The organism is Thiocystis violascens DSM 198, from assembly GCF_000227745.2.
GTDB classification, from domain to species: domain Bacteria; phylum Pseudomonadota; class Gammaproteobacteria; order Chromatiales; family Chromatiaceae; genus Chromatium; species Chromatium violascens.
The window spans coordinates 4,128,191-4,153,979 of sequence record NC_018012.1 but is presented as its reverse complement, the minus strand read 5'-3'; the positions used below and the strand labels follow the sequence as shown (position 1 = coordinate 4,153,979).

Genomic DNA, 25,789 nt, shown 5'->3' with positions numbered 1-25,789 from the left:
AAGCTGGAGCGCCCGCCACACGCTTTTTCGCTCACGCTAATTCACGGAACCATGAGGTTTAGCCAGCCATGAACCTGACGACCAAGTATCTCGGACTGACGATCAAGAATCCGCTGGTCCCCTCCGCCTCCCCGCTGTCGAAAAGCGTCAGTATCGCGCGCGAACTGGAGGACAACGGCGCGGCGGCCATCATCATGTGGTCGCTGTTCGAGGAGGCCATCACCGCCGAATCCGAATCCATGGTGCGCTTTCTGCATCAACAGGAGACAGGGTTCGCCGAGATCGGCGAGGGTTTCCTGCCCGCGCATCGGGACTTCGACAATGCGCTCGACCAATATCTGGACCACATCCGCAAGCTCAAGGAAGCGCTGGAGATTCCGGTCATCGCCAGCCTCAACGGCGTCACCCCCAGCGGCTGGATCAAGCACGCCACCGACCTTCAGCAGGCCGGGGCCGACGCGCTGGAATTGAATGTCTACTATGTCGCCGGCGATATCGGACAGACCGGCGCGCAGGTCGAGGAGCGTTATCTGAGCCTGCTGCGCGAGCTGCGCGGCCATGTGCAGATCCCGATCAACATGAAACTCTCCTCCGCCTTCAGCTCGGTCGGTAACATGGTCAGCCGACTGGCCGCGGCCGGCGCCAACGGCGTGGCACTCTTCAACCGTTTCTATCAACCGGATATCGACATTCAGGGCTTGCGGCTGCAATCGACCCTGCGTCCCTCGACCTCGGCGGAGATCCTGCTCGCGATGCGCTGGATCGCCATCCTCCACGGACGTCACGAAGGTCTTTCGCTCGGCGCCACCGGTGGCATTCATACCGCCGAGGACGCCATCAAGCTGCTGCTCGCCGGTGCCGACGTGGTGCATCTGTGTAGCGTCCTGCTGCAGAAGGGGCCGGCGTATACCGCCCTGATTCTGACCGGAATCCAGGACTGGATGTCCGAACAGGGGTTCGAGTCCGTCGACGATTTCCGTGGCCGCGTCAGCGCGCTGACGGTGCCCAATCCGGCCGAATTCGAGCGGGCCAACTATCTCAACGTCCTGGATAGCTACAGTGTCGCCGCGGGCGTGCGAGTTTAGAGACTCATCGCTTTGGGAGCGAAGGCGGAACGCCCCGCTCCCAAGGGGACGAAAGTGACGATCGAAGAATCAGTTCGACAACGATGCTGCTCAGAAATCGGGAACGGAGAATGAGCAGTTGCCAAGCGCCGATCCCGGCGCGCGCGACGAAACCAATACAACGGATAGATAAATAGAAGCGCTCCACCCATTGACTCTTTGCACGACGCACCAACACAATCGCCCCCTGCCCGGATCGCGCGTGCGCAATCAACAATAACATCACAGAGAGGCGTCGTACTCGTCTCACGAGTACGCGGGGCGACACTGCGCGCGCGTGTTTTTCAGCGGAATCCCAGGCCGGGATCCCGTTGCGCCGCCTGACTCTCGATCATCCCATTCACTTCATTTTAGGACTACCCAATGCAGCAAGCCTCGGTCGACGCCATCAAGGCGCATCCTCGCTATCAGGAGCTGGTGTGTTCACGCAAGTGTTTCGCCTGGAACCTGACGGTCCTCATGTTGGCGATGTATTACGGTTTTATCCTGGTCATCGCCTTCGCGCCTAGCCTGCTGGGCACCCCGATCTCCGAGGGCGCCGTGACCACGGTCGGCATCCCGGTCGGCGTCATCATCATCGTTGCCTCGTTCATCCTGACCGGACTCTACGTCTCCAAGGCCAACGGCAAGTTCGATGCCCTGACCAAAGCCATCCGCGAGGATCTCCAATGAAGCGCTTCGCGATCTGGGGCGTCCTGCTCGCCCTGCTGACCCCCTTCATGCTCGTGGCCGCGCCAGCACTTTCCGGCGCCGTCGAGCAACAGTCGGTGAACATGACGGCCATCTACATGTTCGTCGCGTTCGTCGCGGCAACCCTGGGCATCACCTACTGGGCGGCCAAGCGCACCCGTACCGCCAAGGAGTTCTATACCGCGGGCGGCGGCATCACCGGCTTCCAGAACGGTCTGGCCATCGCCGGCGACTACATGTCCGCCGCCTCCTTCCTGGGCATCTCCGGCCTGGTGTTCGCCTCCGGCTACGACGGTCTGATCTACTCCATCGGCTTCCTGGTCGGCTGGCCGATCATCATGTTCCTGATCGCCGAGCAGATCCGTAACCTGGGCAAGTTCACCTTCGCCGACGTCTCCTCCTACCGCTTCGGTCAGACCCAGATCCGCACCATGGCGGCGATCTCCTCGCTGGTCGTGGTCGCCTTCTACCTGATTGCGCAGATGGTCGGCGCCGGTAAGCTGATCCAGCTTCTGTTCGGTCTGGAGTATTGGATGGCCGTGGTCATCGTCGGCGTCCTGATGATGGTCTATGTGATCTTCGGCGGCATGACCGCCACCACCTGGGTGCAGATCATCAAGGCGGTGCTGCTGCTGTGCGGCGCGACCTTCATGGCGGTCGCGGCGCTGTCAGCCTTCAATTTCTCCCCCGAGGAGATGTTCCGGCAGGCGGTCGAGACGCATCCCAAGGCTGGCGCCATCATGTCGCCCGGCTCGCTGGTGACGGACCCGATCAACGCCATCTCGCTCGGCCTGGCGCTCATGTTCGGCACCGCCGGTCTGCCGCATATCCTGATGCGCTTCTTCACCGTGCCGGATGCCAAGGAGGCGCGTAAATCGGTCTTCTACGCCACCGGTTTCATCGGCTATTTCTACATCCTGACCTTCATCATCGGCTTCGCGGCCATCGTGCTGCTAGCTCAAAACCCAGAGTTCTTCAAGCCGGCGGCGCTAGCGGCGGATGGCTCGGTCATCCAGGGTCAGCTTGTCAGCGGAATCAATGGCGGAACCAATATGGTCGCCATCCATCTGGCCAAAGCGGTCGGCGGCGATCTCTTCCTCGGCTTCATCTCGGCCGTGGCCTTCGCCACCATCCTCGCCGTGGTCTCGGGTTTGACTTTGGCCGGCGCCTCCGCCATCTCGCATGACCTCTACGCCAGCGTGATCGCGCGCGGTCGCAGCAACGAGACCACCGAAATCCGCGTCTCCAAGTTCGCCACCTTCGGTCTGGGACTGGTCGCCATTGGGCTGGGCATCGCCTTCGAGAGTCAGAACGTCGCCTTCATGGTGGGTCTGGCCTTCGCGATCGCGGCGAGCGCCAACTTCCCGGTGCTGGTCGCCTCCATCTTCTGGAGCAAGATGACCACGCGCGGCGCGCTGATCGGCGGTTTCGCCGGACTCATCAGCGCCTTTGTGTTGACGGTCATGTCGAAAGCGGTGTGGGGCGACGTGCTCGGCCACGTGGGCGAGGACGGCAAGTCGGTCGGCCTGATCATGCTGAACAACCCGGCGATCGTCTCGATCCCGATCTCCTTCGCCTGTATCTGGCTGTTCTCGATTTTCGACAACTCCGAGCGCGCCAAAATCGATCGGGCCGCTTTCGATGCACAGCGGATCCGTTGCGAGACGGGTATTGGTGCCGAGGGAGGCGCAAGCCACTAAAGGCCGAGACCATTCGGGACAGGGATGTCCCGTGTTAGTGGTCAGTGTATGGACCGATCACTGGGGTTTTAACATTTCATTAAATATCTAATCACATGTTGATATTTATCTATAAATTACAGAGATGACTGCGATCCATTCAGTACGGTCGCCTTGCGCAACGTAAAGTGGCCTCATGTCCACTTCTCCATCAACTCACACCCATCCTCTTCACTACCCGCGCCAGATCCTCGACCGTATCCACCCCCTGCCCCGGCTCCTCGGCGGCCAGACCGACATGGATCCGTTCGCCATGCCAGAGCACGCGAAGCTGTTCAAGCGATTCGGCCTGTTCCAGCGGCGCGGGCGGCCAGGCGACATAGCGCTTCAGGAAGCCCGCGCGGTAGGCATAGAGACCGATGTGCCGCAGAAAAACCATCGACGACGGCAGAACGAACTGCCTGCTGCCCAGAAACTCGTCGCGGTGCCAGGGGATTGGCGCGCGGGAGAAATAGAGCGCGAAACCGGCGGCATCGGTCACGACTTTCACCACATGAGGATCGAACAGGTGACTGCTGTCGCGGATGGGATAGGCCAGGGTGGCCATTCCGGTTCCGGTCAATTCCGCCAGGTTGGCGGCAACCTGGTCGATCAGCGCGGCGGGCATGCAGGGCTCGTCGCCCTGGAGATTGACCACGATGGTGTCGTCGTCCCAGCCAAGCCACCCGATCGCCTCGGCGATGCGGTCGCTGCCGCTGCAATGCTCGACGCTGGTCATGACCGCTTCGACGCCCAACCCGGCGCAGGCCGCGACGATACGCTGGTCATCGGTCGCCACCACCACCTCGGCGGCTGTGCTCGCTAGTGCCCGCTCCACGACATGCTGGATCATGGGCTTGCCGGCGAGTTCGATCAGCGGCTTGCCGGGCAGTCGGGTGGAACCGTTACGGGCCGGGATGACGATTTTGAAGCGGTTAGACATGCGCGTGTCCTGAACAGAGTTGAAGGGCGAATGCCGCAAGTTTAGCCTCGAAACGCGCCAGAAACGTCTCGTCCAGACTCGCTTCCACGGGGAGATACCAGTGGTTATCGCCGGCAAAGGCCGCGCACTTGACGGCATCCTTTTCGGTCATGAGCACCGGACCATCGGGCCACCGCGCCAGATCGCTGGCCGTGAACTTGTGATGATCCGGGTAGGGTCGCGCTTCGATGTCGAGTCCGGTATCCGCCAGCAGCGCGAAATAACGCTCCGGATGACCGATGCCGGCGACCGCGAGTACTCGCAGTCCGCGAAAGTCGGCGAGCGGACGGGTCAGCTCGGGGCGGCGCAGATTCACCGCCGCGCCGGGAACCAGCCGCATCCGGGGATCGGGTCCGGTCCCGCCGTGATAGAGCACCAGATCGACGCTTCTCAGTCGGCTCGGCGGCTCGCGCAACGGACCGGCGGGCAGACAGCGGCCGTTGCCGAAGCCGCGTTCGCCATCGACCAACGCGATCTCCAGATCCCGTGCCATCCGACTGTGCTGGAGCCCGTCGTCGGTGAGCAGAATGTCGCAGCCACCCAGACGCAGCGCCAGCGCGCCGGCCTCGGCACGATCCGGTCCCGCCACCACGGTGCAGCCGCTGCGACGCGCCAGCAGGACGGCTTCATCGCCGACCATGGCCGGGTCGCTCTCCGCATGCACCGGTTGCGGCCAGGTCGCGGACAGACCGCCATAGCCGCGGGTGACGATGCTGGGTGTCCAGCCGCGCTCGCGCAGCAGGGACGCGAGCCGCAACGTTAGCGGCGTCTTGCCGGTCCCGCCGACAGTCAGATTGCCGACCACGATGACCGGAACCGGCAGGCGCCGGCTGGTCAGCCAGCCGAGCCGATAACCGAGCCGCCGCAGCCGCACGACCGTGCAATAGAGCCAGGACAGGGGCAGGAGAAGCAGCGAGAGCGCGTTCCAGAGCAAGGGCTTGTCCTTGCCATACCAGATCGGGGTGGGATCCATCATCGTGGACAGCCTCTAAATACAGCGGGGCTTAAGGTACGTTGTGTGGGATTCGCACGGAGATCAAGGCCATCACCATCCCTTGAGCAGGATGCTGGCCTGTAGGGGCGAATGAATTCGCCCCTACGGCGATGCCGCTCGTGACACCGCTCTGCGGTGTCACGAGATCCAAAATAAATCATTTAAACCGCGTCGACGCCGACGCATCAGAGAGATGCCAAATTCGCTGCCCACTCAAAACGACGCATGCCATTGCGGACGCGGTTTAAGCGGCATCATGAAACTGAAGCCGATGCAGCCGGGCGTAATAGCCGCCCAGCTCCAGCAGTTCTGAATGCCGCCCCTGCTCGACGATCCGCCCGTCCTGGAGCACCAGAATCCGGTCGGCGTTCTCGATGGTGGACAGCCGATGGGCGATCACCAGCGTGGTGCGGCGCGCCATCAACTCTTGCAGGGCGGCCTGGATATGGCGCTCGGCCTCGGTATCCAGGGCGGAGGTGGCCTCGTCGAGGATGAGGATCGGCGCATCCTTGAGCATGGCCCGCGCGATCGCGAGCCGCTGACGCTGGCCGCCCGAGAGCATCACGCCCCGGTCGCCGACAAGGGTGTCGAAGCCCTGGGGCAAGGTTTCGATGAACTCCAGCGCATGGGCGCTCTGCGCCACGCGCTCCAGTTCGGCCAGGGTCGGCGGTTCGTCGCGGCCATAGGCGATGTTGTTGGCGATGCTGTCGTTGAACAGCACCACGTCCTGACTCACCAGCGAGATCTGGGCGCGCAGGCTGGCCAGGGTCAGTTCGCGGATCGGGATGCCGTCGATCAGAATCTCGCCCGCCGTGGCGTCATAGAAACGCGGCAGCAGGCTCGCGACCGTGCTCTTGCCGCTCCCGGAACGGCCCACCAGCGCGACCTTTTCGCCAGGCATCACGAGCAGATCCAGCGCCTGGATCGCCGGCAGCTTATCGTCCGCGTAGAGGTGGCTGACGCCGCGATAGTCGATCCGGCCCTCGGCCCGGTCAAGCGTGCGCGTCCCCCGGTCGGATTCTTCTTCCGAATCCAGCAGCTCGAACAGGCTCTCGGCGGCGATGATGCCCTGCTGCAATTTGGCGTTGACCGAGGTCAGTCGCTTGACCGGCGGCAACAGCAGACCCATGGCGACCACGAAGGACATGAAGGTGCCGACCGAGATGTTTTCCTTGAGTCCCTGCATGGTGGACAGATAGACCACCACGCCGATCGCCGCCGCCGAGATCAACTGCACCAGCGGCACGCTGGCCGCCTCGGTCGCGATCATCTTCATCTGGAGCGAGCGGGTCTTTTCGTTGATGAGATTGAACCGCCGCGCCTCGCGCGCCTGACCGCCGAACGCCTTGACCACCCGATGGGCCTCGATCGCCTCCTGCGCGACCTGGGTGAGGTCGCCGACCCGATTCTGGATGCGCCGGCTGTGCCGGCGGAAACGCTTGGTCGCGTATTTGACTGCGCCGGCCATGACCGGGCCGATCACCAGGAAGATCGCCGAGAGCGCGGCGTTGATGTAGAGCATGAAGCCCATCAGACCGATGACGGTGAAACCGTCGCGCACCAGGGTCGTGATCGCGGAGGTCGCGGCGCTGGCCACGTTCTCCACGTTATAGGTGAGCTTGGCCAGGATATGACCGGAACCCTGGTTGTCGAAATAACGCGTCGGCGCCCGCAGCAGATGCCCGAACATTTCCCGACGCAGATCGGCGACCACCCGCCGCCCGACCCAGCTCAGACAATAGGTGTTGATAAAGCCCGCAATGCCGCGCACCACAAAGAGGCCGACCAGAAAGAGCGGCATGGCGCGCACCATGTCCTCGTTGCGCTCCACGAAACTGCCATCGATCAGCGGCTTCATCATGGCCGCGAACAAGGGCTCGGTGGCAGCAAAGATCAGCATGCCGACGATGGAGAGCGAAAAGATCCGCCAGTAGGGTTTGACGTATTGCAGCAGGCGACGATAGACCTGCCGGGCGTCGGCGTTGGTGAGCACGGGATCCTTGCTCATGGGGCCGCGCCGTCCGGCTGACCGGCCTCGGCCGAAGCCGGCAGAGTCGCGGCGAAGGCGATCCGGTTCAGCCCCGCCTGACTGGCCGCGTCCATAGCCGTGATGACGGCCTGATGCGGGGTACTGGCATCCGCCTGGATCAGCACCGGCGGCGGTTGCGCATCGCCCGGGACCATCTGTCTGCGTTCGCCGAGCGCGCCGGTCAGCGCCCGGGTGAGCGTCAGCGGTTTCTCGTCGACCAGCGCCTGATCGTTCACATAAAAGCGTCCGGCCCGATCGATGACGATGCGGATCATCTCCGGCGCCTGCGCTGGTATCGACTCGCCCTGGGCCTCGGGCAACTGCACGCGCAGACGCGCCTCGTCCTTGAAGGTGGTCGAGACCATGAAAAAGATCAGCAGCAGGAACACCACATCGAGCAGTGGCGTCAGATTGATGTCGGCCGGCTCGCGCCGGTGCGGACGCAGGTTCATGCGGTCGGATCCTCGCGGGCTTCACGCTCGCCCTGCATGACCTCCACCAGACGCAGCGCCTGTTCCTCCATCTCGATGGCGAACTGGCCGACCCGATTATCGAAGAAACGATGGAAAAGGAGCGCCGGGATCGCCACGCACAATCCGGCGGCGGTGGTGATGAGCGCCTTGGAAATGCCGCCGGCCAGAATCCCGGCATTGCCGACCCCGGCCTCCATGATGACGCCGAAGACATCGATCATGCCCAACACGGTGCCGAGCAATCCCAGCAGCGGCGCCACCGAGGCGATGGTTCCCAGGGTGTTGAGAAAGCGCTCCAGTTCGGCCACCACATGTCGGCCGCTGTCGTTGATCGCCTCCTTCATCACCTCGCGGGAGTGATGACGGTTGACCAGTCCGGCGGCGAGCATGCGCCCGAGCGGCGATGCCTCGCGGATCGCTTCGACGCTCTCGTCGGTCAGTTGATTCACGCGGTGCAACTGCCAGATCCGCGTGACCAGATTCGCCGGCATGATGCGCCGGCGCCGCAGGGTCCAGGCGCGTTCGATCACGACCGCGGTGGCGATGACGGAACAGGCAAGGATCGGCGCCATCAGCCAGCCGCCGGCATACATCAATTCAAGCACGGGATAACTCCTCGGGGTGACCCACCGAATCTTAAACCCAATGCAGGGTCCAGGGTCTTGCGCCAGCATGATACTCGAAGCGGCGCGCGGACGGCATCGCGAGTACGAACGCGCGGGAATTCCCGGCATGGCCCGATGTGGAGCGCCTGCAGCGACTTTCAGGGCAAAAGACCCATCGCCGGAGTCGTGCATTCACCTGAGCCCGTGCTAGGATTCGGCCACGACGATTCCACGCATAGCGTTGCCCGCCACCGGCGCGACGTCATCTTGGAGCGGCTGTGCAGACCAATAACAATCGCCGGGGATCGGAGCCATCCGCCCCCACGGCTTCGACCTCGGTAGAGCTTTAAGGAGGCTTTTGTCATGTCTTTGATGCGTTTATCCCGTCCACGCCTGCTCGCCCTGTCGCTGGGTCTCTCGGCCCTGACGACCGGCGCGGCATTCGCGGAACTGCCGGCGGATCTGGAACTCTCCGGCGACACTGCCGCCGGAAAACTCGTGGCGAACGACCGTGCCAAGGGCAATTGCGTCGCCTGTCACGCGATGCCGGGCGCCAACGGACCCGGCGCGATCGGTCCGGTGCTGATCGCCATGCAGACCCGTTACCCGAGCAAACAGGCGCTCGCGACCCAGATCTGGGACGCCACCGTCAAGAACCCGGAGGTGGTGATGCCGCCCTTTGGCAAGCATGAGATCCTGACCCGAAAAGAGTTCGTCGATGTCGTCGAGTACATCTGGTCTCTCTAAGCCATCATCACCGGAGGCAGCACGACATGAATAAAACAAGTCTTTCGCTGATTGCCGCGACCCTGGTCTGCACCATCGCAACCCCGACCATCGCCACCACCCCGGAAGAGGACAAGGCCACCTTCCAGTCCTATTTCAAGCAACGATTTCCGAATGTTCCCGAAGATGACTTCAAGAACGGCGCCTATGCCATCGACGCCGTCGGGCGCGAAAACTGGGAGGCGATCGAGGAATTCCCACCCTACGAGAACGCCATCAGCAGCGGCGAAACGATGTGGAATACGCCATTCGCCAATGGCAAGCGCTACCAGGATTGTTTCTCGGACGGCCCGGCGATCGCGAACAAATACCCGCATTGGGATCGGAAGCTTGGTCAGGTCATGACCCTGCCGCTGGCAATCAACCAGTGCCGCGAGACCAATGGCGAAAAGCCGCTGTCTTATAAAAAGGGTCCGATCGCCGACTTGCTCGCGTACATCGCCTTCGAGTCGCGTGGCCAGATCACCAACGTCGAGATTCCGAGCGATGACCCGCGCGCCATCGCGGCCTATGAAAAAGGCAGGGAATTCTATTTCGCCCGTCGCGGCCAGTTGAATTTTTCCTGTGCCCACTGTCACTTCGGCAACTCGGGCACCACGCTGCGCACCGAGATTCTAAGCCCGGCCCTCGGCCACACGACACACTGGCCGGTCTATCGCTCGAAATGGGGCGAGATGGGTACCCTGCACCGACGCTTCTCGGGCTGTAACGAACAGGTACGTGCCAAGGCGTTTCCGGCCCAGGGCGAGGAATATCGGAACCTCGAATTTTTCCTTACCTACGTCAACAATGGACTGGAACTCAACGGCCCCGCCGCGCGTAAATAATTCGGCCAGTCCACATTCGCCGGGAGGCGCTTGTGTTCCTCCCGCACGCATAAGAGACGAGAAAGGAGTGTTAACCAAATGAAAAATCGTAGTCTTCCAGTGGGCGCCCTGATCGCGGCCCTGATGATAGCCGTGCCCAATGCCTGGGCAACCCACCGCTCCGATGCCGAGCAGGCCATCGCCGCGGCCAGGGCCGCCCATGAACAGGCGGCGTCCGTCCAGGCGACCTCGCCCGACACCGCCGCCATGATCGAGGAAGCCGAGGGGCTGCTTCCCTCGCGCCAATACACCAAGGCGGTCGAACTTGCCGACAAGGCCGCCCGGCAGGATCGCTTCGCCTACGAACAGGCGTCCAGCGGCAAGGTTGCGGATACCGACGCGGCCAGCAAGGCCAAGCAAGCGATCACGGCGGCGGAGGCAGCGCGCAAGCAAGCCGATTCCGTTGGCGGCGAGTGGCGCGATACCGCGCAGCTGATCAAGGATGCCGAGGGACTCGCCAAGTCCGGCCAGTATGACGAGGCCATCCAACTGGCCAATCAGGCGGCACGGCAAGGTGCACTGGGGTATGAGCAGGCGCTGAAGGAAAAAGGCGCGAGTTTCCCATCCTATGTTGCGAAGAAGCCGTGACCGGCTAGCGTCGCCGAGCCCTTGCCCCCCTATCACCTCGTTCAGGAGAACCGCATCATGCAACTGAAAACGCCGTTGGCCGCCGCCATGCTGATTGTCTGTTTCGCCGCCGCATCGAATGCGCTTGCCGCGGAGAACAAGATCACCCCAACACTCGAAAGCGTCGATGTCATTCACAATGGCGCGACCGTGACCATCCAGCGCGGACATGACCGCCACGCCACCCTACCGGAGATTTTCCAGAAGACCGATCGCGGCTGCCCCCCATTCTGCGTGGAGCCCATGCTCGCCGCCCCCGGAATCGAGACCGTGGGCGAACTTGAGGTGCTCGATTACTTGCACCGGATCAACCAGGGCGAGTCCGACATCCTGATCGTCGACTCGCGCACCCCGGACTGGGTCATGCGTGGCACCATCCCCGGCTCGGTCAACATCCCCTGGAACAAGATCAATCGAGACACCGCCGGCACCTTCGAGACCCCAACCGAGTCGGATAGCTTCCATCATATTCTGGAAGACGAATTCGGCGTCAACCGGAACGCCGCCACCGGGGCCTGGAATTTCAGCAACGCCAAGACGCTGGTGCTCTTCTGCAACGGCATCTGGTGTCCGCAATCCACCGCCAATCTCAAGACCCTGGTCGGAATCGGCTACCCCGTGCACAAACTGAAGTGGTATCGCGGCGGCATGCAGGACTGGGTCAGCGTGGGGCTCACCACCGTCACGCCCTGAGCGGTTCGGAACGAATCGCGGAAAATGGTGCGGGGCCAGCGGACCCGCACCATTTTCTGGTCTATTCGATTCTCTTGTCAGTCGTTTGCCACGCTTCGCGCGAGGCATGCAGTTTCTGACGATAGGCTTGAGCATCGCCATACTCGAAAAATTGCAACGTGCGCCGATGCGGATCCAGGGTGCGCCGCGCATGCTTGATCGGGCACCAGTATTGCTCGGTTCGAGCGGCGATCTCGCGAACGTATTCGATCAATTGATTGCCGTAACCGCAGTAGACGCAGTTCAGCTTTTCGATCCAGTTGAGATACGCCAGGTGATGCCGATCGATGATCAGGTAATCCGCGCGGCGTACACGCGGGATGCCGTAGATACGAAAGCAGACATGCTGAAACAGCGTGAAGGACACATCCATGATTACCAAGGGCACGATCATGCCGTAGATCAGTGGGGCCGACAGAAGATAGGCGATCGGAGCCCGCCGGAGATAGCGCCAGACACCGGTGCGATGGCGCAGATACAACAGCCGCGTGCCACGTGCGAAGACGACTTTCCCGTAGTCCAGCGAATAACGAAACTGCTCCCGGCTTTCCGTGAGCAGACGATCGATTTCCTGATCCAATTCCTGCTGGGTCGCTCGCAAACGCTCCAGGATATCGTCGATCACGGTTCCGGCCATCGTCTTCCCCTGAAATAAAGATCGAAACCCACATCGCTGGAGAGGATATGGCGTGGCCGATAGCCGGAGCACGGGCGAGGTCCGTCCATCAGATCGACCGTGATTAGGGCATGCCTGAATGGTATGCCTTCGGCAGGAGGCTCGGCAAGGCATGAGACACCGACGATCCATCGCATCGCACCGACGGTTTTGCGACGATAAACCGGCGCCTGAAAGACATGGCGAGCCGCAGCTCCGAACAATGAAAGCGGGTTCGCCAAATGCGCTCCCCCACCCCTGCCCTTTCCCAGCAGGAGAGGTGGAGCACGCATGGCGCGACTTTCACGGTAACGCCTCAAGGAAAGATCGACGACCGCTCACAAGACATACCGCTTTTCAGCAATCCATTGTAATATCCCCCGACTTGCGCGGGTGGCGGAACTGGTAGACGCGCTGGATTTAGGTTCCAGTGGAGCACTCCGTGGGGGTTCGAGTCCCCCCTCGCGCACCAACGACTTACCGACTTTTTTGTATGCCGTCAGAGAGACTGCGCGGGCGCGTAATCGAGACCAGTTGCGCGCTGCCCGCCGCGAGTGCGCGCCAGTCGTCCGGCATTTCCAGTCGGGCGACGGTAGCGGTCGGGAGCAGCTTGCCATCTTCGGGGATGTCCAGATCCTCGCCGACCAGATGCCTGACCAGTTCCTCCAGTCCGGGGTTATGCCCGACGATCAGGACTGTGGCGGCATTGGCGGGACAGCGTTCGAGCACATCGAGCAGTTCCGGGACGCCAGCCTCGTAGATTCCGGACTCCAGCACGATCTTCTTTTTTTTGTAATCCAGCCGTTTGCAAACGATCTCGGCGGTTTGGCGGGCGCGTTCGGCGGGCGAACAGATGACATGATCCGGCACCAGCCCCTCGCGGTAGAGCCAGGCGCCGACCTTGGGCGCGTCATGCTTGCCGCGCTTGGCGAGCGGACGCCGAAAATCGGCGGCATCGCCCGCGCTCCAATCCGACTTGGCGTGCCGGAGGATTAAGAGTTCTCGTGACATATAAAAAAAGGGGCCGGCGTACTTCAAACTGAGATAAAAACCTGGGCATCAGGCACGATCCCGGAGTTTTAACATATTCGTCATTTTTGCGTCACCTTCAGCCGGTCTCGGCGAGCAGTCGGTCGATCATGCCCTGGGCCTGACTGAGATAGCCGCCGCCGAACAGATTCAGATGGTTGAGGATGTGATAGAGGTTGTAGAGAATCTTGCGGACGGCATAGCCGGAATCGAGCGGCCAGGCCTCGCGATAGGCGGACTGGAAGCGTGCGTCGAAACCGCCGAAGAGTTCGGTCATGGCCAGGTCCGCCTCGCGGTCGCCATGATAGACGGCGGGATCGAAGATGACCGGCTGTCCGTCGGGCGTCGCGCCGATATTGCCGCCCCAGAGGTCGCCGTGCAGCAACGAGGACGGCGGGCGGTGCCCGATCAGCGCGTCGAGCGCGCCGAGCAGGCGTTCGCCGGACGACCGCAGACGGCCGCCGTAGCCCTTGGCGGCGGCGAGTTCGAGTTGATACCCCAGCCGGTGCTCGCGCCAGAAGTCGATCCAGTCCGCGCGGGGCGTATTCGGTTGCGGGGTGGCGCCGATGGTGTTGTCGCGATGCCAGCCGAAAGTCTGCGCAGTGGCGCGATGCAGTTGGGCGAGTTGGCGACCGGCGAGCGCGCCATCCAGCCGTCCGCCGAGATCGAGCGTTTCCATGGCCAGATAGCTTTGGTCGCCGGCGAGACCCGCGCAGACCGGCGCTGGAACGCGCATGGCTCCGGTCGCGGCGAGTGCGTCCAAACCCTCGGCCTCGGCCTCGAACATCGCCAGGCGCTCGGCCGCGTTGAGCTTGACGAAAAACCCGCGCCGACCGTCGCCGATCAGACAGGCCGTATTGATGCAGCCGCCGCCGATCGGACGCTGGTGCCGGATCTGGAAGGGTTCGCCGGTGACCGTGCCGATGCGCGCGGCGATCACGTCCCAGGCGGTCATGCGGGCGTCTCGCGAGCGAGCCGGCGATGCAGTGGGCTGGAGCGGGGAAAGTGGGCGCGCAGGAATTCCATCTGATCCGCCAGAACATTGCGACCCATCAGAAAGATGTACTCGGCATGGGTGGGTGCAAAGGGCACGGCGAGCAGTTCCATGCCCGCGTCCTCCGGCGAGCGCCCGGCCTTGTAGTTGTTACAGCGGACGCAGGCGGTCACGACATTGTTCCAATGGTCCGCGCCGCCCTTGCTGGAAGGACGAACGTGGTCGCGTGACAGATGACGGTCGGAAAAATGCTGGCCGCAGTACATGCACATGTGGTTGTCCCGCTGGAACAGGGTACGGTTCGAGAGCGGCGGCATATAATCGTCCTGAAGTTTGTTCAGGGCGTGATGGATGCCGTAGGTGGCGATGATCGAGTGGATTTCGAGCCGGCTCTGGACGCGGGTGAGCGCATTGGTTCCGCCACGCAGCAGGAAGAGCGGATCCCCGCAGGCGTAGGCGACCTGGTGGAGAAAATAGAGTCGGGCAGCCACCCGGTAGTCGATCCACTCCAGAGGCATGCCTGCCAGATCCGTTCGCAGTACCTGTTGATTGAGTTGCAACATAGCGAAAACACGGCTCGGTATTTGCGCGAATAATACACACTTGTCTCTCTCGTGCAACCTGAGAAATCCGTTTCCCGTGCGTCCGGTCATCGGCTTGCCAGGGCGCCGATTCCCGTGACCCCAGTCTGAACGAGGATCCCGCCCGATCTCCAGGCGGCAGGGTCGGACGTCTCGTGGCCGAATCATTCACAGTCCGGAATGGAGGTGCGGGAATCCGCGAATTTGTCAAGGCACTCTTTCGGTCAACGGTCGGTCAATTCAGTAACGCATTGAATCCTATAAGAAGTCATGAACTGGTCAAAGCCTTGCCAAAACCGCGCAACCCTCGTATCGACGCCATCCGGAGAGCGATTCCCAGCGCCTGTCCACAGATTTATCCACAGACTTTGTGAGCAGTTCGTCTTTCGCCTTGCGGCACAACCGGTTGCCTTCTTCACGCGCGAATTCATCCGCCGGGGCACCGCCTTGTTCCGTCGATGGCGCGAAGTGTCAAGCATGATTTTTTTCAATCTGGTTGCCGCGGATGCCGAATGCAATCGAATGCCGGCCGTCCAGGCGCGCGGCAATCCGGTCGGATCGATGGTCCTGTCGTGGATCGCTCCGCGCTCGTGAGTCGCGCACCGACCCCGTCCGAGTCCGGCCCGGCGATCCTGCGGGTCGCCGTAGCGGCGCCGCTGGCGGAGCTGTTCGACTATCTGCCGCCGGTGTCGCCCGCTCCCGTGACGCTGACGCCGGGCCTGCGTCTCCTGGTGCCCTTCGGACGCGGCCGCCGGGTCGGGATGCTGCTGCGCATCGCCTCCCACACCGAGCAGGATCCCGCGCGTCTCAAACGCGTCGAGTCGGTGCTGGATGCGCGCCCGCTGCTGTCGCCCGCGGATCTGCGGCTGATCGAGTGGGCCGCAGCCTATTATCGGCAGCCGATCGGTGAGGCGCTCTTTACCGCGTTGCCGGCCCGTCTGCGCGATCCGGCGCCCGTGCTCGACGAGCGGATTCCGGGGATTCAGGCCACGCCCGCGGGTCTGACCGTCGCGCTGGACGCGCTGAACCGCGCGCCCCGGCAGCGCGATCTGCTCGCCCTGGCGCGCGCCGCTCCGGCGGGTCTGGCCTTGGCCGATCTGAGAGCGAGCCAGGGAGACTGCGCCGCGACCCTGCGCGCGCTGCGCGCGAAGGGATTGATCGAGACCTGCCATCTGGCTCCGGGCCTGACGCCCTCCCTGCCGCCGCCGGTCTCGGCGCTCGCCGGTCCCGCGCTTAATGCCGACCAGCAGGCGGCGGTGAACGCGATCCTGGGCGCGCTCGGCGGTTTCCGCGCCTTCCTGCTCGACGGCGTGACCGGCAGCGGCAAGACCGAGGTCTATATCCGTCTGATCGAGGCGGTCATCGCCGCCGGCGGTCAGGCGCTGGTGGTGGTGCCGGAGATCGGTCTGACGCCGCAACTGCGCGCGCGTTTCATCCAGCGCCTGCCGGGGCCGGTGGCTGTGCTGCATTCGGCGCTCAACGCGCGCGAACGCGAACGCAACTGGCATCGCGCCGCGCTCGGCGAGGCCACGCTGGTGCTCGGAACCCGCTCGGCGGTCTTCGTGCCCCTGCCACGACTGGCGCTGATCCTGGTCGACGAGGAACACGACGCCTCGCTCAAACAGCAGGAGGGATTCCGCTACTCGGCGCGGGATCTGGCGGTGCGCCGCGCCCAATTGACCGGCTGTCCGGTCGTGCTCGGTTCGGCGACGCCCGCGCTGGAGACCCTGCACAATGCGCGGCTCGACCGTTACGGCTGGTTGAAACTGCCCGAGCGCGCCGGTCTCGCCCGCCCGCCGACCATCTCGCTGCTCGATATTCGCGATCAGCCCCTGCAGGCCGGGCTGTCGTCCGTGCTGCGCGCCGACATGCGGACCGAACTCGCGGCCGGCAATCAGGTGTTGCTGTTTCTCAACCGGCGCGGTTATGCGCCGATTCTCACCTGTCACGCCTGCGGCTGGGTCGGCGGCTGTCCGCACTGCGACGCCCGCCTGACCCTGCATCTGAATCCGCGCAAACTCTGGTGCCACCATTGCGGCTGGTCGCAACCCGTGCCGAGTCTCTGCCCCGCCTGTCAGGGCAGCGATCTGCGTCGGCTGGGACAGGGGACCGAGCGTCTGGAAGACAATCTGCGCCCCCTGTTTCCGGAGGTCGGCATCGCCCGCATCGATCGCGACAGCACCCGGCGCAAGGGCGAACTGGACCGGCTGCTCGGAGCGGTCTCGCGTGGCGAGATCCAGATCCTGCTTGGGACGCAGATGTTGGCCAAGGGGCATGATTTTCCGGGCGTCACCCTGGTCGGTATCCTGGATCTGGACCACGCGCTCTACGCCAGCGATTTCCGCGCCCCGGAACGCACCGCGCAACTCATCGTGCAGGTCGCCGGGCGGGCGGGACGGGCGGAGCGGCCCGGTCGGGTCGTGCTGCAGACCCGTCATCCGGAACACCCCCTGCTGCAATCGCTACTGCGCGAGGGCTATGGCGGTTTCGCGACCGTGGCGCTGGGGGAGCGACGCGATGCCGAACTGCCGCCCTTCGCCCATCTCGCCCTGGTCCGCGCCGAGGCGCCCGGAGCGTCGGAGCCGCTCGCCTTTTTGCGCGCGGCCCGCGTCCTGGCTGAAGGGCTGATCGAGGCTGCGGATGCGCCTGGAGTTCACTTGCTCGGTCCGATCCCGGCGCCGATGGAGCGGCGCGCCGGCCGCTATCGCGCCCAGCTTCTGGTGCAATGCGGCGAGCGGTCGCGGCTCCAGCGTTTTCTGGCACACTGGAGCCCGGCCCTGCGCGGTTTGTCCCGAACCAAGGGACTGCGCTGGTCGCTGGACGTGGATCCGCAGGAGATGCTTTAGGCGAATTCCGGAAATGACTTGACCAGGCGTCACCCCCCGTAGGAGCCTGCTTGCGGGCGACTGCTGGGCGCATGGAAGACCTTCTAGCGGGTCACGTCGCCCGCAAGCTGAGAATTGCCGAACCTTCGGAGCCTGCGCGGTGTAAACGCGCGGATTCAGGTATCCTTACGCAACGGATCAAGGCCATCCGGCCTTGATGAGTTACTGTTGAATCATCCTTTGCGGCCGATGTCGGCGGCGAGCGGTACCCCCGAATCCAGCACGGATTCTGTCGGCGCCCTTGACCGCGCGACTCTGCCGAGTTGTCAATCCGAATGAAGCAAGACATCAAAGATCTCATCCGCGCCGCACTGACGGCCCTCGTGTCCAACGGCCAGCTCGACGCCCCGGAACTGCCCGAGCCGATGCTGGAGCGTACCCGCGACACTGCTCACGGCGATTTCGCCACCAACGTCGCGATGGTGCTCGCCAAGCTCGCTCGCGCCAAGCCGCGCGATCTGGCGCAACGGCTGGTGGAGGCGCTGCCGCCCTCGCCGCTGGTCACGCGGGTGGAGATCGCCGGGCCGGGCTTCATCAACTTCTTTTTGGCCGACGCCGCCTATCGGGCGGAGATTCCCCGCATCCTGGCGGCCGGTCACGACTTTGGCCGGAGCCAGCTCGGCGCCGGTCAACGGGTGCAGGTCGAATTCGTCTCGGCCAACCCGACCGGCCCGCTGCATGTCGGACACGGACGTGGCGCCGCCTATGGCGCGGTGGTCGCGGATCTGCTGGCGGCGGTCGGCTTCAACGTCCATCGCGAGTATTACGTCAACGACGCCGGGCGTCAGATGGATATCCTCTGCGCCTCGGTCTGGCTGCGCTATCTGGAACTCTGCGGCGAGGATCTGCGTTTTCCGAGCAACGGTTACAAGGGCGACTATGTCTGGGACATCGCCGCGACCCTGCACCGCGAGCATGGCGATGCCTATCGGGTGGATGCCGCACAGGTGTTCGCCGGTCTGCCGCCGGACATCCCGCGGGAGGGCGAACCGCCGGAGCAAAATGGCGGCGACAAAGAGGCGCATATCGACGGTCTGATCGTCGCCGCCAAGCGTCTGTTGGGCGACAACCGTTATCGCTATGTCTTCGAGTTGGGGCTGAACACCATCCTCGACGATATTCGCGACGATCTGTCCGGGTTCGGCGTCGACTATCAGGAGTGGTATTCGGAGCGCTCGCTGACCGAGAGCGGCGCGGTCAACCGGGCCATCGAGCGCCTGCGTGCGGGCGGTTATCTCGACGAACGCAACGGCGCGCTCTGGTTCCGCTCGACCGCCTTCGGCGACGAGAAGGACCGCGTGGTGGTGCGCGAGAACGGCCAGAGCACCTATTTCGCCTCCGACATCGCCTATCACATGGACAAGCTCGAACGCGGTTTCGATCGCGTCATCGACATCTGGGGCGCGGACCATCACGGCTATATTCCGCGCGTCAAGGCGGCGATCCAGGCGCTCGGCGACGACGCCGACCGGCTCGACGTGCTGCTGGTGCAGTTCGCGATTCTCTATCGCGGCGGCGAGAAGGCGCAAATGTCCACCCGCTCCGGCGAGTTCGTCACCCTGCGCGCGTTGCGCCAGGAAGTCGGACGCGACGCCGCGCGCTTTTTCTATGTCATGCGCCGCTGCGAGCAGCACCTGGATTTCGACCTGGATCTGGCCAAGTCCGAGTCCTCGGATAACCCGGTCTACTATGTGCAGTACGCCCATGCCCGCGTCTGTAGCGTGCTGCGTCAGGCCGCCGAGAAGGGCATGGTGGTCGACCCAAGCCCAGGCACGACCAACCTGGAGCGTCTCGTCGAGGATCACGAGCAGGCGCTGCTGCGCAGCCTGACCCGCTATCCCGAGGTGGTCGAGACGGCCGCGCTCAAGGCCGAGCCGCATCAGCTCACCCAGTATCTGCGCGAGTTGGCCAACGATTTTCACACCTACTACAACGCCCATCAGTTTCTGGTGGAGGACGCCGTCCTGCGCGACGCGCGCATCAAGTTGATCCTGGCCGCGCGGCAGGTGTTGCGCAACGGTCTTGGTTTGCTCGGCGTTTCGGCACCGGAGAATATGTAAGATGGTCAAGGCAACGCGACGCGGCGCACCCGCGCAACCGCTGGCGAAACGCAAGCAGAGCCGCTCCTGTGTCTGGTGGTTCCTGCTGGGCATCGCGCTGGGCGTGATCGCCGGCAATTTCATGTCGACGCGGCGGGACGTGACGACTCCGCAACCCGCGGCATCGCCGACTCCCAACCTCGAGTCGAAAGCCGCGCCCGTACAACCGACCTTCCACTTTCCGCAGCTCCTCAATGAGGCGACGGTCGAGGTCGGCGACAAGGCCCCGCCGCCTCCACCCCCGGCGCCTCGTCCGCAACCGCCGGTCGCGCAACCGCCGCCGCCAGTGACGCCCACGCCGGCGTCCCCCAAACAGGCGGCACCCCCGCCGCCAGCCGAACCTGTGACCGCGCCGCGTAGCGGAACCTTTGTGGTGCAGGCGGGCTCCTTCACCAGCGCGGCCGATGCCGAACGCCGCAAGGCCGAGCTGGCCCTGCTCGGGATTTCCAGTAGCATCCAAACCGCGACCCTCGCGAGCGGGAGGACCGCCTATCGCGTGCGAACCGGCTCTTATCCCAGCAAGCAGTCCGCGGAGCAGGTCCGCGCCAAGCTCCAGCGCAACGGTAAGGAAGGCATGACGATTCCCATCAAATGATGGAGAGACCGAACCGCTTTCCAGCAATGCTCAGTTTGAACGTCACTGTATGAGCAGTGGCGTTTCTGAAGCAGCTCGTGTGTTCCCTGAAGCCGTTCGTGGTATCCCTGAAGCCGTTCGTGGCGAGGCCCTCGAACCATGAACGGCTTCATGCGCCGAGGCCCGGATTTCCCGTTCATCCTTCGAGAGCCTCAGGACGAACGGGAAATCCTCCGGGTGTTCGCGCCTCGCCTAAAGCTGCTCACGGTGATCCTAAAGCCGTTCGTGGTGAATCCTGAGCCTGTCGAAGGATCGAACCATGAACGGCTTCACGCGCCGAGGCCCGGATTTCCCACTCCTGATCGGCATGAAACATTTCCGCGCCTGCTCCGGTCATAGCTGTGAACCTCAATGCGAAAACTGGAGCCAAAGATGGTTTCGATCGGGAGAATTTTACTGGGGGGCATGCTGATCGCGATGCCCATGCACGCCTTGGCCGACGTCGAGTCCATCGTGCTCGGCATGGGCTGCTTCTGGGGCGCGGAGAAGCGGATGTCCGAGATCCCCGGCGTGATCGATGTCGAATCGGGCTATGCCGGCGGCGATGTCGAGACCGTGAGCTATCGCGAGGTGCTGGATCTGGAGGCCGCGCGTCGGCGTGGCAAGACCGATCTGCGCAACCATGCCGAGGTGATTCGGGTTCGCTTTGATCCTGATCGGGTGAGTCTCGAAACCGTCCTGAAGAAATTCTGGGAGAACCATGACCCTACGCAGGGCGATCGCCAGGGCAACGACCGGGGCAGCAATTATCGCAGCGCGATCTACACCAGCGACGACGCGCAGCAGGCGGTGGCGATCGCCACCCGAGAGGCGTACCAACAAGCGTTGAGCGCGGCCGGCCATGGCCAGATCACCACCGAGATCGCGCCGCTGCGTCATTACAATCGCGCCGAGGACGATCACCAGGATTACCTGAAGAAGAACCCGAACGGCTATTGCGGTTTGGGCGGCACGGGCGTGGCCTTTCCTGGCGGGATGACCAAGACGGTACCGCCCCCGCTGACGGCGGATCGACTCAATTTCGCGCGACAGTTGATCGTGTTCGAGGCGGAGGATTGCCCCTTCTGCAAGCGCTTCCGTGCCGAGGTGCTGGATCACTGGACATCCGATCTTCCCATTGCCACCACCCTCAACCCGCGACCGCCCACGGATTGGACGCTGGAGAAAAGTCTGTTCGCCACACCGACCGTCGTGCTGTTCGAGCAGGGCCGGGAGGTCTCCCGCTACACCGGCTACCAGGGCGACAAGGATCGCTTCTGGAAGTGGCTAGGTTTTCGGATCCTGACCCCGAAGCAACAGCGGATCGCGTTCGAGGAGGGCACCGAACCGGCGTTCACCGGCTCCCATCTTGACGAGAAGCGACCTGGCGTCTTCGTGGATCCGATCACCGGCGCGCCACTGTTTCGCAGCGATGCCAAGTTCAACAGCGGCACCGGCTGGCCCAGCTTCTTCAACCCCGTCGAGGGCGCGATCACCCTGCACGAGGACAACTCGCACGGCATGCGCCGGATGGAAGTGCGTAGCGCGAGTTCCGGCATCCATCTGGGACATCGGTTCGACGATGGCCCGCCGCCCTCGGGCAAGCGCTATTGCATCAACGGCAACGTGTTGAGCTTTGTGCCAGATGCCGAATGAATACATTCCCGATTTGATCGGCACGCGACCGGCCACACCCGGAGCGAGGACTGGACGCCCTCGTTCCCAAAAGGATTAAACGGTTAAGGTGATTTACGGGAATGACTTTACCGATTTCCGTTCGTCCTGAGCTTGTCGAAGGACGGGCGGAAATCGCGCTCCGAGGTCGACATTGCATCCGTTCATGGTTCGACCAGCTCACCACGAACGGATGCAATGTCACCACGAAAGTGGGTATGAGCTTTTCCGGAAATCGCCTAAACCGACAACTGACAACTAAAACCGCCCGAGATCATGGAGCGATCCGATGACTCAGCGCACCCCGGCAACCGGCCGCATTTCCTTGTCGCAGACCCCGCCCACTTCTACGGTTTTCGTCGCGCCGCCGCCCTGGCAGGATTCGCCCCGATCGGAGAGCCGGCAGGTGATGCCCAACGGCTTGCCGTCGTTCAGCCAGTTCGGGGTCTTGCGATAACGCCCGACCGTCCCCGAGCGGCAGCCGCTGGGGATGCCGTAGGCGGGACAGAAACCCGGCGCGCGCAGCGAGACCTTGCGGGCGTCGACCAGAAAGCCGGGATAGTTATCCTCGATTCGCACGAGATCCCGCTCCGGCGTCTCCTCGAAGCGGAACTCCTCGAAGGCGTAGCCATCGCCGGACTTGGCGCCGACCTGGATGCGGGTATTAGCGATCAACGCGAAATCGTCGCCCTTGCGGGCCACCGCGCCGCTCATGTATTCCACCCGGTCATGGTTCGGGAAACACTTGCCCATGGCCGGCGCGTGATAGTAGTGGCGCATCGAGGTGAGGTCGGCCAGCGAGTTCTCGGGGAACACTGTGCGCAAATCGGCATCGTCGCCAAACAGAATCCGCTCGACATCGGGCAGACTCTGGGCGTACATCGCCTGGAGCTTGGCGTAGCGTTCGTCGCTGGCCAGATCCGGGCGCAGGAAACAGGAGGTCAGACCCGAGATCTGGGTCAGATATTCGTCCCAGATGTTGTACTGCGAGACCGACGAAGCGGCACCCTGAAAATCGCCCGGAAAGGAGCAACCCTGATTCTTTTGGCATTGCCCGACGGCGCGGTTACGGATGGAGAGTGCGATGATGTTACGCTCGCAGGCGCCATAGGCATTGCAGCCGCGCCCCAGGTGGCCCTCGTAGATCGCCGTGCGCATGACATAATCCAGATGCTTGGCGCGGGCGAGCGTGGTCGGCGAGCCCAAGTCCGCATGGTCGCGGATGAAGTCATCCCAGGCGCGTTTCAGGGCGGGACGCCGACCCGTCAGTTTGACATTCGCCCCCTCGCAGTCGCTGGAGGCATGGAAGGCGCGCACGATGCGATCGAGTTCGCTGACGCCCGACTCCGCGCGTCCGCCACCCGCGCGGGGCGGATCGAAGGACGGCGCCTTCTCCAGTGCGTAGAGATCGCGGATGCCGATGACGGACCGGACGCTCGCCGGACAATGGTGGTTCTTGACCTTGAGTGCCTTGCGCGCGGCGACCGCGCGCTTGAAGTCCTCGGTCGACGAGCGGGACGCCTTGCGCGGATCCACCACGATCTCGAAGCCGACATAGGGCGTTCCGCTTTGATCCGTCAATGGCTTGCCATCGCGGATCGGCAGACAGGGGATCAGCGAGGTGCCCTGGGTCAGGGTTCCCGCGCGGGACAGATCGCTGGCGTTGAAATAGGGCACCTCCAGGGGACCATTGAATTCGTAGACCGTCATCACGGGCGTGGCGGGGATCGCGGCCTGGACAATGCCGGTGGCGAGGAGCGCGAGCGCGCCCAAGAGTTTGCGCATGAGTGGGTTTCCTTCTTGGCTGGAATGTCTGTGACAGACCGCCTAGGCTAGGCCATGTCCGAGGTCGAATCCAGCCATGCGCGCGGTTGCGAAGCCACGGCCCGCGGAACGGTCGCGCATCGTTGTCATTCCCGGCCCTGGCTTTTACACTTCCGCCGGTCGTCGCGCGGCGCTTCCGCGCCCGCTGACCGGTCGCTCGCCCCGTTTCCTCATACAACCCCTGTTCATCGCCGGGCGTTCCCGCCGGATCGCCGTTCGCAAAGGATGTCCATGTCCCGCCATCAACCCATCGGCGTTTTCGATTCCGGCGTCGGGGGGCTCTCGGTGCTGCGCGAGATCCGCCGCGAGTTGCCCCATGAGGATCTGTTTTACGTGGCGGATTGCGGCCATGCGCCCTATGGCGACAAACCGCTGGCGGCCATCGAGTCGCGCGCGGCGGCCGTCACCGAATTCCTGCTCGCCCAAGGCGTCAAAACGGTTGTGGTGGCCTGCAACACCGCGACCGGAGCCGCGGCCCGCCTGCTGCGCAGCCGCTATCCGGTGCCGATCGTGGCCATGGAACCGGCGGTCAAGCCGGCGGTGGCGCGGACACGATCCGGCGTGGTGGGCGTGCTCGCCACCCGTCAGACGCTCGCCAGCCAAACCTTCGCGCTTCTGCTAGAGCGGCTTGACCGGAATGCCCTCATCCTGCCGCAACCCTGTCCCGGTCTGGTCGAACGGATCGAATCCGGCGACCTGGACGGCGCGCCAACCCGCGCGCTCCTGGCGGGGTTTCTCGCGCCCCTGCTGGCGCGCGGCGCCGATACCCTGGTGTTGGGTTGCACCCACTATCCGCATTTGACCCCCTTGATCGAGGAACTGGCCGGTCCGAACGTGGCGGTGCTGGACTCGGGGGCGGCGGTTGCCCGTCAGGTTCGACGGCGTCTGGCCGAGTCCGGGTTGCTGGCGCCGTCGGACAGCGTTGGCCGCGAACGTTTCTGGACCAGCGGCGATCCGGCCGCGACCCAGGGGTTGATCGCCCGGCTGTGGCGCCCGGATGCGGTGCTGGAACGCCTCAGCGCGGACGCCGGTCTTGAACGACGCGCGCCCGGTTCTGAATCCGCGCACTCTCCGCACTCCGACCAGGATGATCGGTTATCCTCCTCCGATCTCTCCAAACGAGGCCGTGTGTCATGGGTGGATCACTGGTAGGCAGGATCGCCGCGGTTGCGCTGACGATCGGATCGATGGTTTGCGCCAGGATCGCTCTAGCGGAGGATCCCTGTCTCAAGCAGGTCTTCGGGCGGTACTGTCTGGGGGGCGAGGTTGATCCGCTGCTGCAATCCGTGCCGGCCCCGGCGGTCTCTCAGGCGGCGGCGGACAGTCTTGCCCTGATCTTTCCGGATGGAGAAAACCAGTTGTACGTACTCGCCTTCTCCCGGCGCATCTATAAAGTCGTGCGTGCCTACGGGGTCTCGACCCAACTGCGTTTCGATGACACCTACCGGCTCTTGCGCGAGAAATATGGTCCGGGCGAGGACCGGAGCCAATTCCCCGAGTATGCATCGACCCCGGCGGCACGCCTCGCCGCGATCCGGCGCGGCGAGGGCCGCGCGGTACATCAGTGGATGCCATCTCCGACATGGCACATCGAACTCTCCTGGACGCGCGAATTGGGGATCTCGCTGAGCTACGTGGCAAACGCGCTGAGCGCCTCACGGGCCGCGCGGATCGAGAGCGGGCTTTAGGCGATTTCCGGAAAATCACGCTCCGAGGAGGGCTGTACCGATCTGTTCGATGAAGCGAATCGTCGGCTGGAGCAAGTCCGACAGCGCACCGCGGTTCGACCTGACCGCTCCTACTCTGGCG

Annotated in this window: 23 protein-coding genes and 1 tRNA gene; 14 read left to right on the top strand and 10 right to left on the bottom strand. The window is 63.7% G+C overall.

The features are described 5' to 3' along the window. The first annotated feature begins 68 nt into the window (after window positions 1-68). The 3 genes from THIVI_RS18450 to THIVI_RS18440 all read left to right on the top strand — a co-directional run bounded on the left by THIVI_RS18450 (window position 69) and on the right by THIVI_RS18440 (window position 3,514). Window positions 69-1,085, top strand: a complete 1,017-nt coding sequence (locus THIVI_RS18450) for a dihydroorotate dehydrogenase-like protein (protein WP_014780045.1) — start codon at window positions 69-71, stop codon at window positions 1,083-1,085. Window positions 1,086-1,487: 402 nt separating this feature from the next. Next, on the top strand, window positions 1,488-1,796 hold the full coding sequence (locus tag THIVI_RS18445) for a DUF485 domain-containing protein (protein WP_014780044.1): 309 nt from the start codon (window positions 1,488-1,490) through the stop codon (window positions 1,794-1,796). Beyond that, a complete protein-coding gene (locus THIVI_RS18440) occupies window positions 1,793-3,514 on the top strand; it encodes a cation acetate symporter (protein ID WP_014780043.1) in 1,722 nt (573 codons plus the stop codon). Before THIVI_RS18445 ends, THIVI_RS18440 begins: the two co-directional genes overlap by 4 nt. A gap of 190 nt (window positions 3,515-3,704) precedes the next feature. Here THIVI_RS18440 and kdsB read toward each other — a convergent pair whose 3' ends face one another. The 5 genes from kdsB to THIVI_RS18415 form a co-directional block, all read right to left on the bottom strand. After that, the gene (gene kdsB / locus THIVI_RS18435; protein WP_014780042.1) at window positions 3,705-4,475 is read right to left on the bottom strand and encodes a 3-deoxy-manno-octulosonate cytidylyltransferase; all 771 of its coding nucleotides are present in this window, start codon (window positions 4,473-4,475) and stop codon (window positions 3,705-3,707) included. Continuing rightward, entirely contained in the window at window positions 4,468-5,490 is a 1,023-nt protein-coding gene (gene lpxK, locus THIVI_RS18430; protein WP_014780041.1) for a tetraacyldisaccharide 4'-kinase, read from the bottom strand. The genes kdsB and lpxK overlap by 8 nt, the downstream gene beginning before the upstream one ends. A 262-nt stretch (window positions 5,491-5,752) precedes the next feature. After that, window positions 5,753-7,516: a lipid A export permease/ATP-binding protein MsbA gene (gene msbA / locus THIVI_RS18425; RefSeq protein ID WP_014780040.1), complete on the bottom strand. Its 1,764-nt coding sequence runs from the start codon at window positions 7,514-7,516 to the stop codon at window positions 5,753-5,755. Next, a complete protein-coding gene (locus tag THIVI_RS18420) occupies window positions 7,513-7,989 on the bottom strand; it encodes an ExbD/TolR family protein (protein ID WP_014780039.1) in 477 nt (158 codons plus the stop codon). The genes msbA and THIVI_RS18420 overlap by 4 nt, the downstream gene beginning before the upstream one ends. After that, a complete protein-coding gene (locus THIVI_RS18415) occupies window positions 7,986-8,615 on the bottom strand; it encodes a MotA/TolQ/ExbB proton channel family protein (protein WP_014780038.1) in 630 nt (209 codons plus the stop codon). Before THIVI_RS18415 ends, THIVI_RS18420 begins: the two co-directional genes overlap by 4 nt. A gap of 363 nt (window positions 8,616-8,978) precedes the next feature. On the opposite strand from THIVI_RS18415, the gene soxX reads away from it, so the two are divergent. The 4 genes from soxX (at window position 8,979) to THIVI_RS18395 (ending at window position 11,587) form a co-directional block, all read left to right on the top strand. Beyond that, window positions 8,979-9,362, top strand: a complete 384-nt coding sequence (soxX, locus tag THIVI_RS18410; protein WP_014780037.1) for a sulfur oxidation c-type cytochrome SoxX — start codon at window positions 8,979-8,981, stop codon at window positions 9,360-9,362. 26 nt (window positions 9,363-9,388) lie between these two features. Continuing rightward, on the top strand, window positions 9,389-10,228 hold the full coding sequence (soxA, locus tag THIVI_RS18405; protein ID WP_014780036.1) for a sulfur oxidation c-type cytochrome SoxA: 840 nt from the start codon (window positions 9,389-9,391) through the stop codon (window positions 10,226-10,228). Between the two features lie 78 nt (window positions 10,229-10,306). Further along, window positions 10,307-10,855, top strand: coding sequence for a hypothetical protein (locus THIVI_RS18400; RefSeq protein ID WP_014780035.1), 549 nt, complete (start codon window positions 10,307-10,309; stop codon window positions 10,853-10,855). Between the two features lie 57 nt (window positions 10,856-10,912). Continuing rightward, window positions 10,913-11,587 (top strand): rhodanese-like domain-containing protein, encoded by a 675-nt coding sequence (locus tag THIVI_RS18395; RefSeq protein WP_014780034.1) that lies wholly within the window; start codon window positions 10,913-10,915, stop codon window positions 11,585-11,587. A 61-nt stretch (window positions 11,588-11,648) separates the two neighbouring features. Here THIVI_RS18395 and THIVI_RS18390 read toward each other — a convergent pair whose 3' ends face one another. Further along, the gene (locus tag THIVI_RS18390; RefSeq protein ID WP_014780033.1) at window positions 11,649-12,263 is read right to left on the bottom strand and encodes a hypothetical protein; all 615 of its coding nucleotides are present in this window, start codon (window positions 12,261-12,263) and stop codon (window positions 11,649-11,651) included. Window positions 12,264-12,668: 405 nt separating this feature from the next. Here THIVI_RS18390 and THIVI_RS18385 point away from each other — a divergent pair. Continuing rightward, a tRNA-Leu gene (locus THIVI_RS18385) sits at window positions 12,669-12,753 on the top strand. 5 nt (window positions 12,754-12,758) lie between these two features. Here the strand turns inward: THIVI_RS18385 and THIVI_RS18380 are convergent. The 3 genes from THIVI_RS18380 to THIVI_RS18370 all read right to left on the bottom strand — a co-directional run bounded on the left by THIVI_RS18380 (window position 12,759) and on the right by THIVI_RS18370 (window position 14,867). Further along, a complete protein-coding gene (locus THIVI_RS18380) occupies window positions 12,759-13,292 on the bottom strand; it encodes a SixA phosphatase family protein (protein WP_041447752.1) in 534 nt (177 codons plus the stop codon). Window positions 13,293-13,389: 97 nt separating this feature from the next. Beyond that, entirely contained in the window at window positions 13,390-14,265 is an 876-nt protein-coding gene (locus tag THIVI_RS18375; RefSeq protein ID WP_014780031.1) for a fructosamine kinase family protein, read from the bottom strand. Further along, complete coding sequence (locus THIVI_RS18370) at window positions 14,262-14,867, bottom strand: HNH endonuclease (protein ID WP_014780030.1); 606 nt, start codon at window positions 14,865-14,867, stop codon at window positions 14,262-14,264. Before THIVI_RS18370 ends, THIVI_RS18375 begins: the two co-directional genes overlap by 4 nt. Before the next feature lie 530 nt (window positions 14,868-15,397). Between THIVI_RS18370 and THIVI_RS18365 the strand changes: the two genes are divergently transcribed. From THIVI_RS18365 to msrA, 4 genes are all read left to right on the top strand, one after another. Next, on the top strand, window positions 15,398-17,731 hold the full coding sequence (locus THIVI_RS18365; protein WP_014780029.1) for a primosomal protein N': 2,334 nt from the start codon (window positions 15,398-15,400) through the stop codon (window positions 17,729-17,731). Between the two features lie 314 nt (window positions 17,732-18,045). Next, entirely contained in the window at window positions 18,046-19,830 is a 1,785-nt protein-coding gene (argS, locus tag THIVI_RS18360) for an arginine--tRNA ligase (RefSeq protein ID WP_014780028.1), read from the top strand. Window position 19,831: 1 nt separating this feature from the next. Further along, window positions 19,832-20,464: an SPOR domain-containing protein gene (locus tag THIVI_RS18355; RefSeq protein WP_014780027.1), complete on the top strand. Its 633-nt coding sequence runs from the start codon at window positions 19,832-19,834 to the stop codon at window positions 20,462-20,464. A 444-nt stretch (window positions 20,465-20,908) separates the two neighbouring features. Then, entirely contained in the window at window positions 20,909-22,138 is a 1,230-nt protein-coding gene (gene msrA, locus THIVI_RS18350) for a peptide-methionine (S)-S-oxide reductase MsrA (protein ID WP_245537308.1), read from the top strand. 312 nt (window positions 22,139-22,450) lie between these two features. On the opposite strand, the gene THIVI_RS18345 is transcribed toward msrA, so the two are convergent. Beyond that, window positions 22,451-23,941: a hypothetical protein gene (locus THIVI_RS18345; protein ID WP_014780024.1), complete on the bottom strand. Its 1,491-nt coding sequence runs from the start codon at window positions 23,939-23,941 to the stop codon at window positions 22,451-22,453. A 270-nt stretch (window positions 23,942-24,211) separates the two neighbouring features. Between THIVI_RS18345 and murI the strand changes: the two genes are divergently transcribed. Both murI and THIVI_RS18335 read left to right on the top strand, forming a co-directional pair. After that, on the top strand, window positions 24,212-25,132 hold the full coding sequence (gene murI, locus THIVI_RS18340; protein WP_014780023.1) for a glutamate racemase: 921 nt from the start codon (window positions 24,212-24,214) through the stop codon (window positions 25,130-25,132). After that, complete coding sequence (locus tag THIVI_RS18335; RefSeq protein ID WP_014780022.1) at window positions 25,114-25,668, top strand: hypothetical protein; 555 nt, start codon at window positions 25,114-25,116, stop codon at window positions 25,666-25,668. The genes murI and THIVI_RS18335 overlap by 19 nt, the downstream gene beginning before the upstream one ends. Window positions 25,669-25,789: the final 121 nt, after the last annotated feature.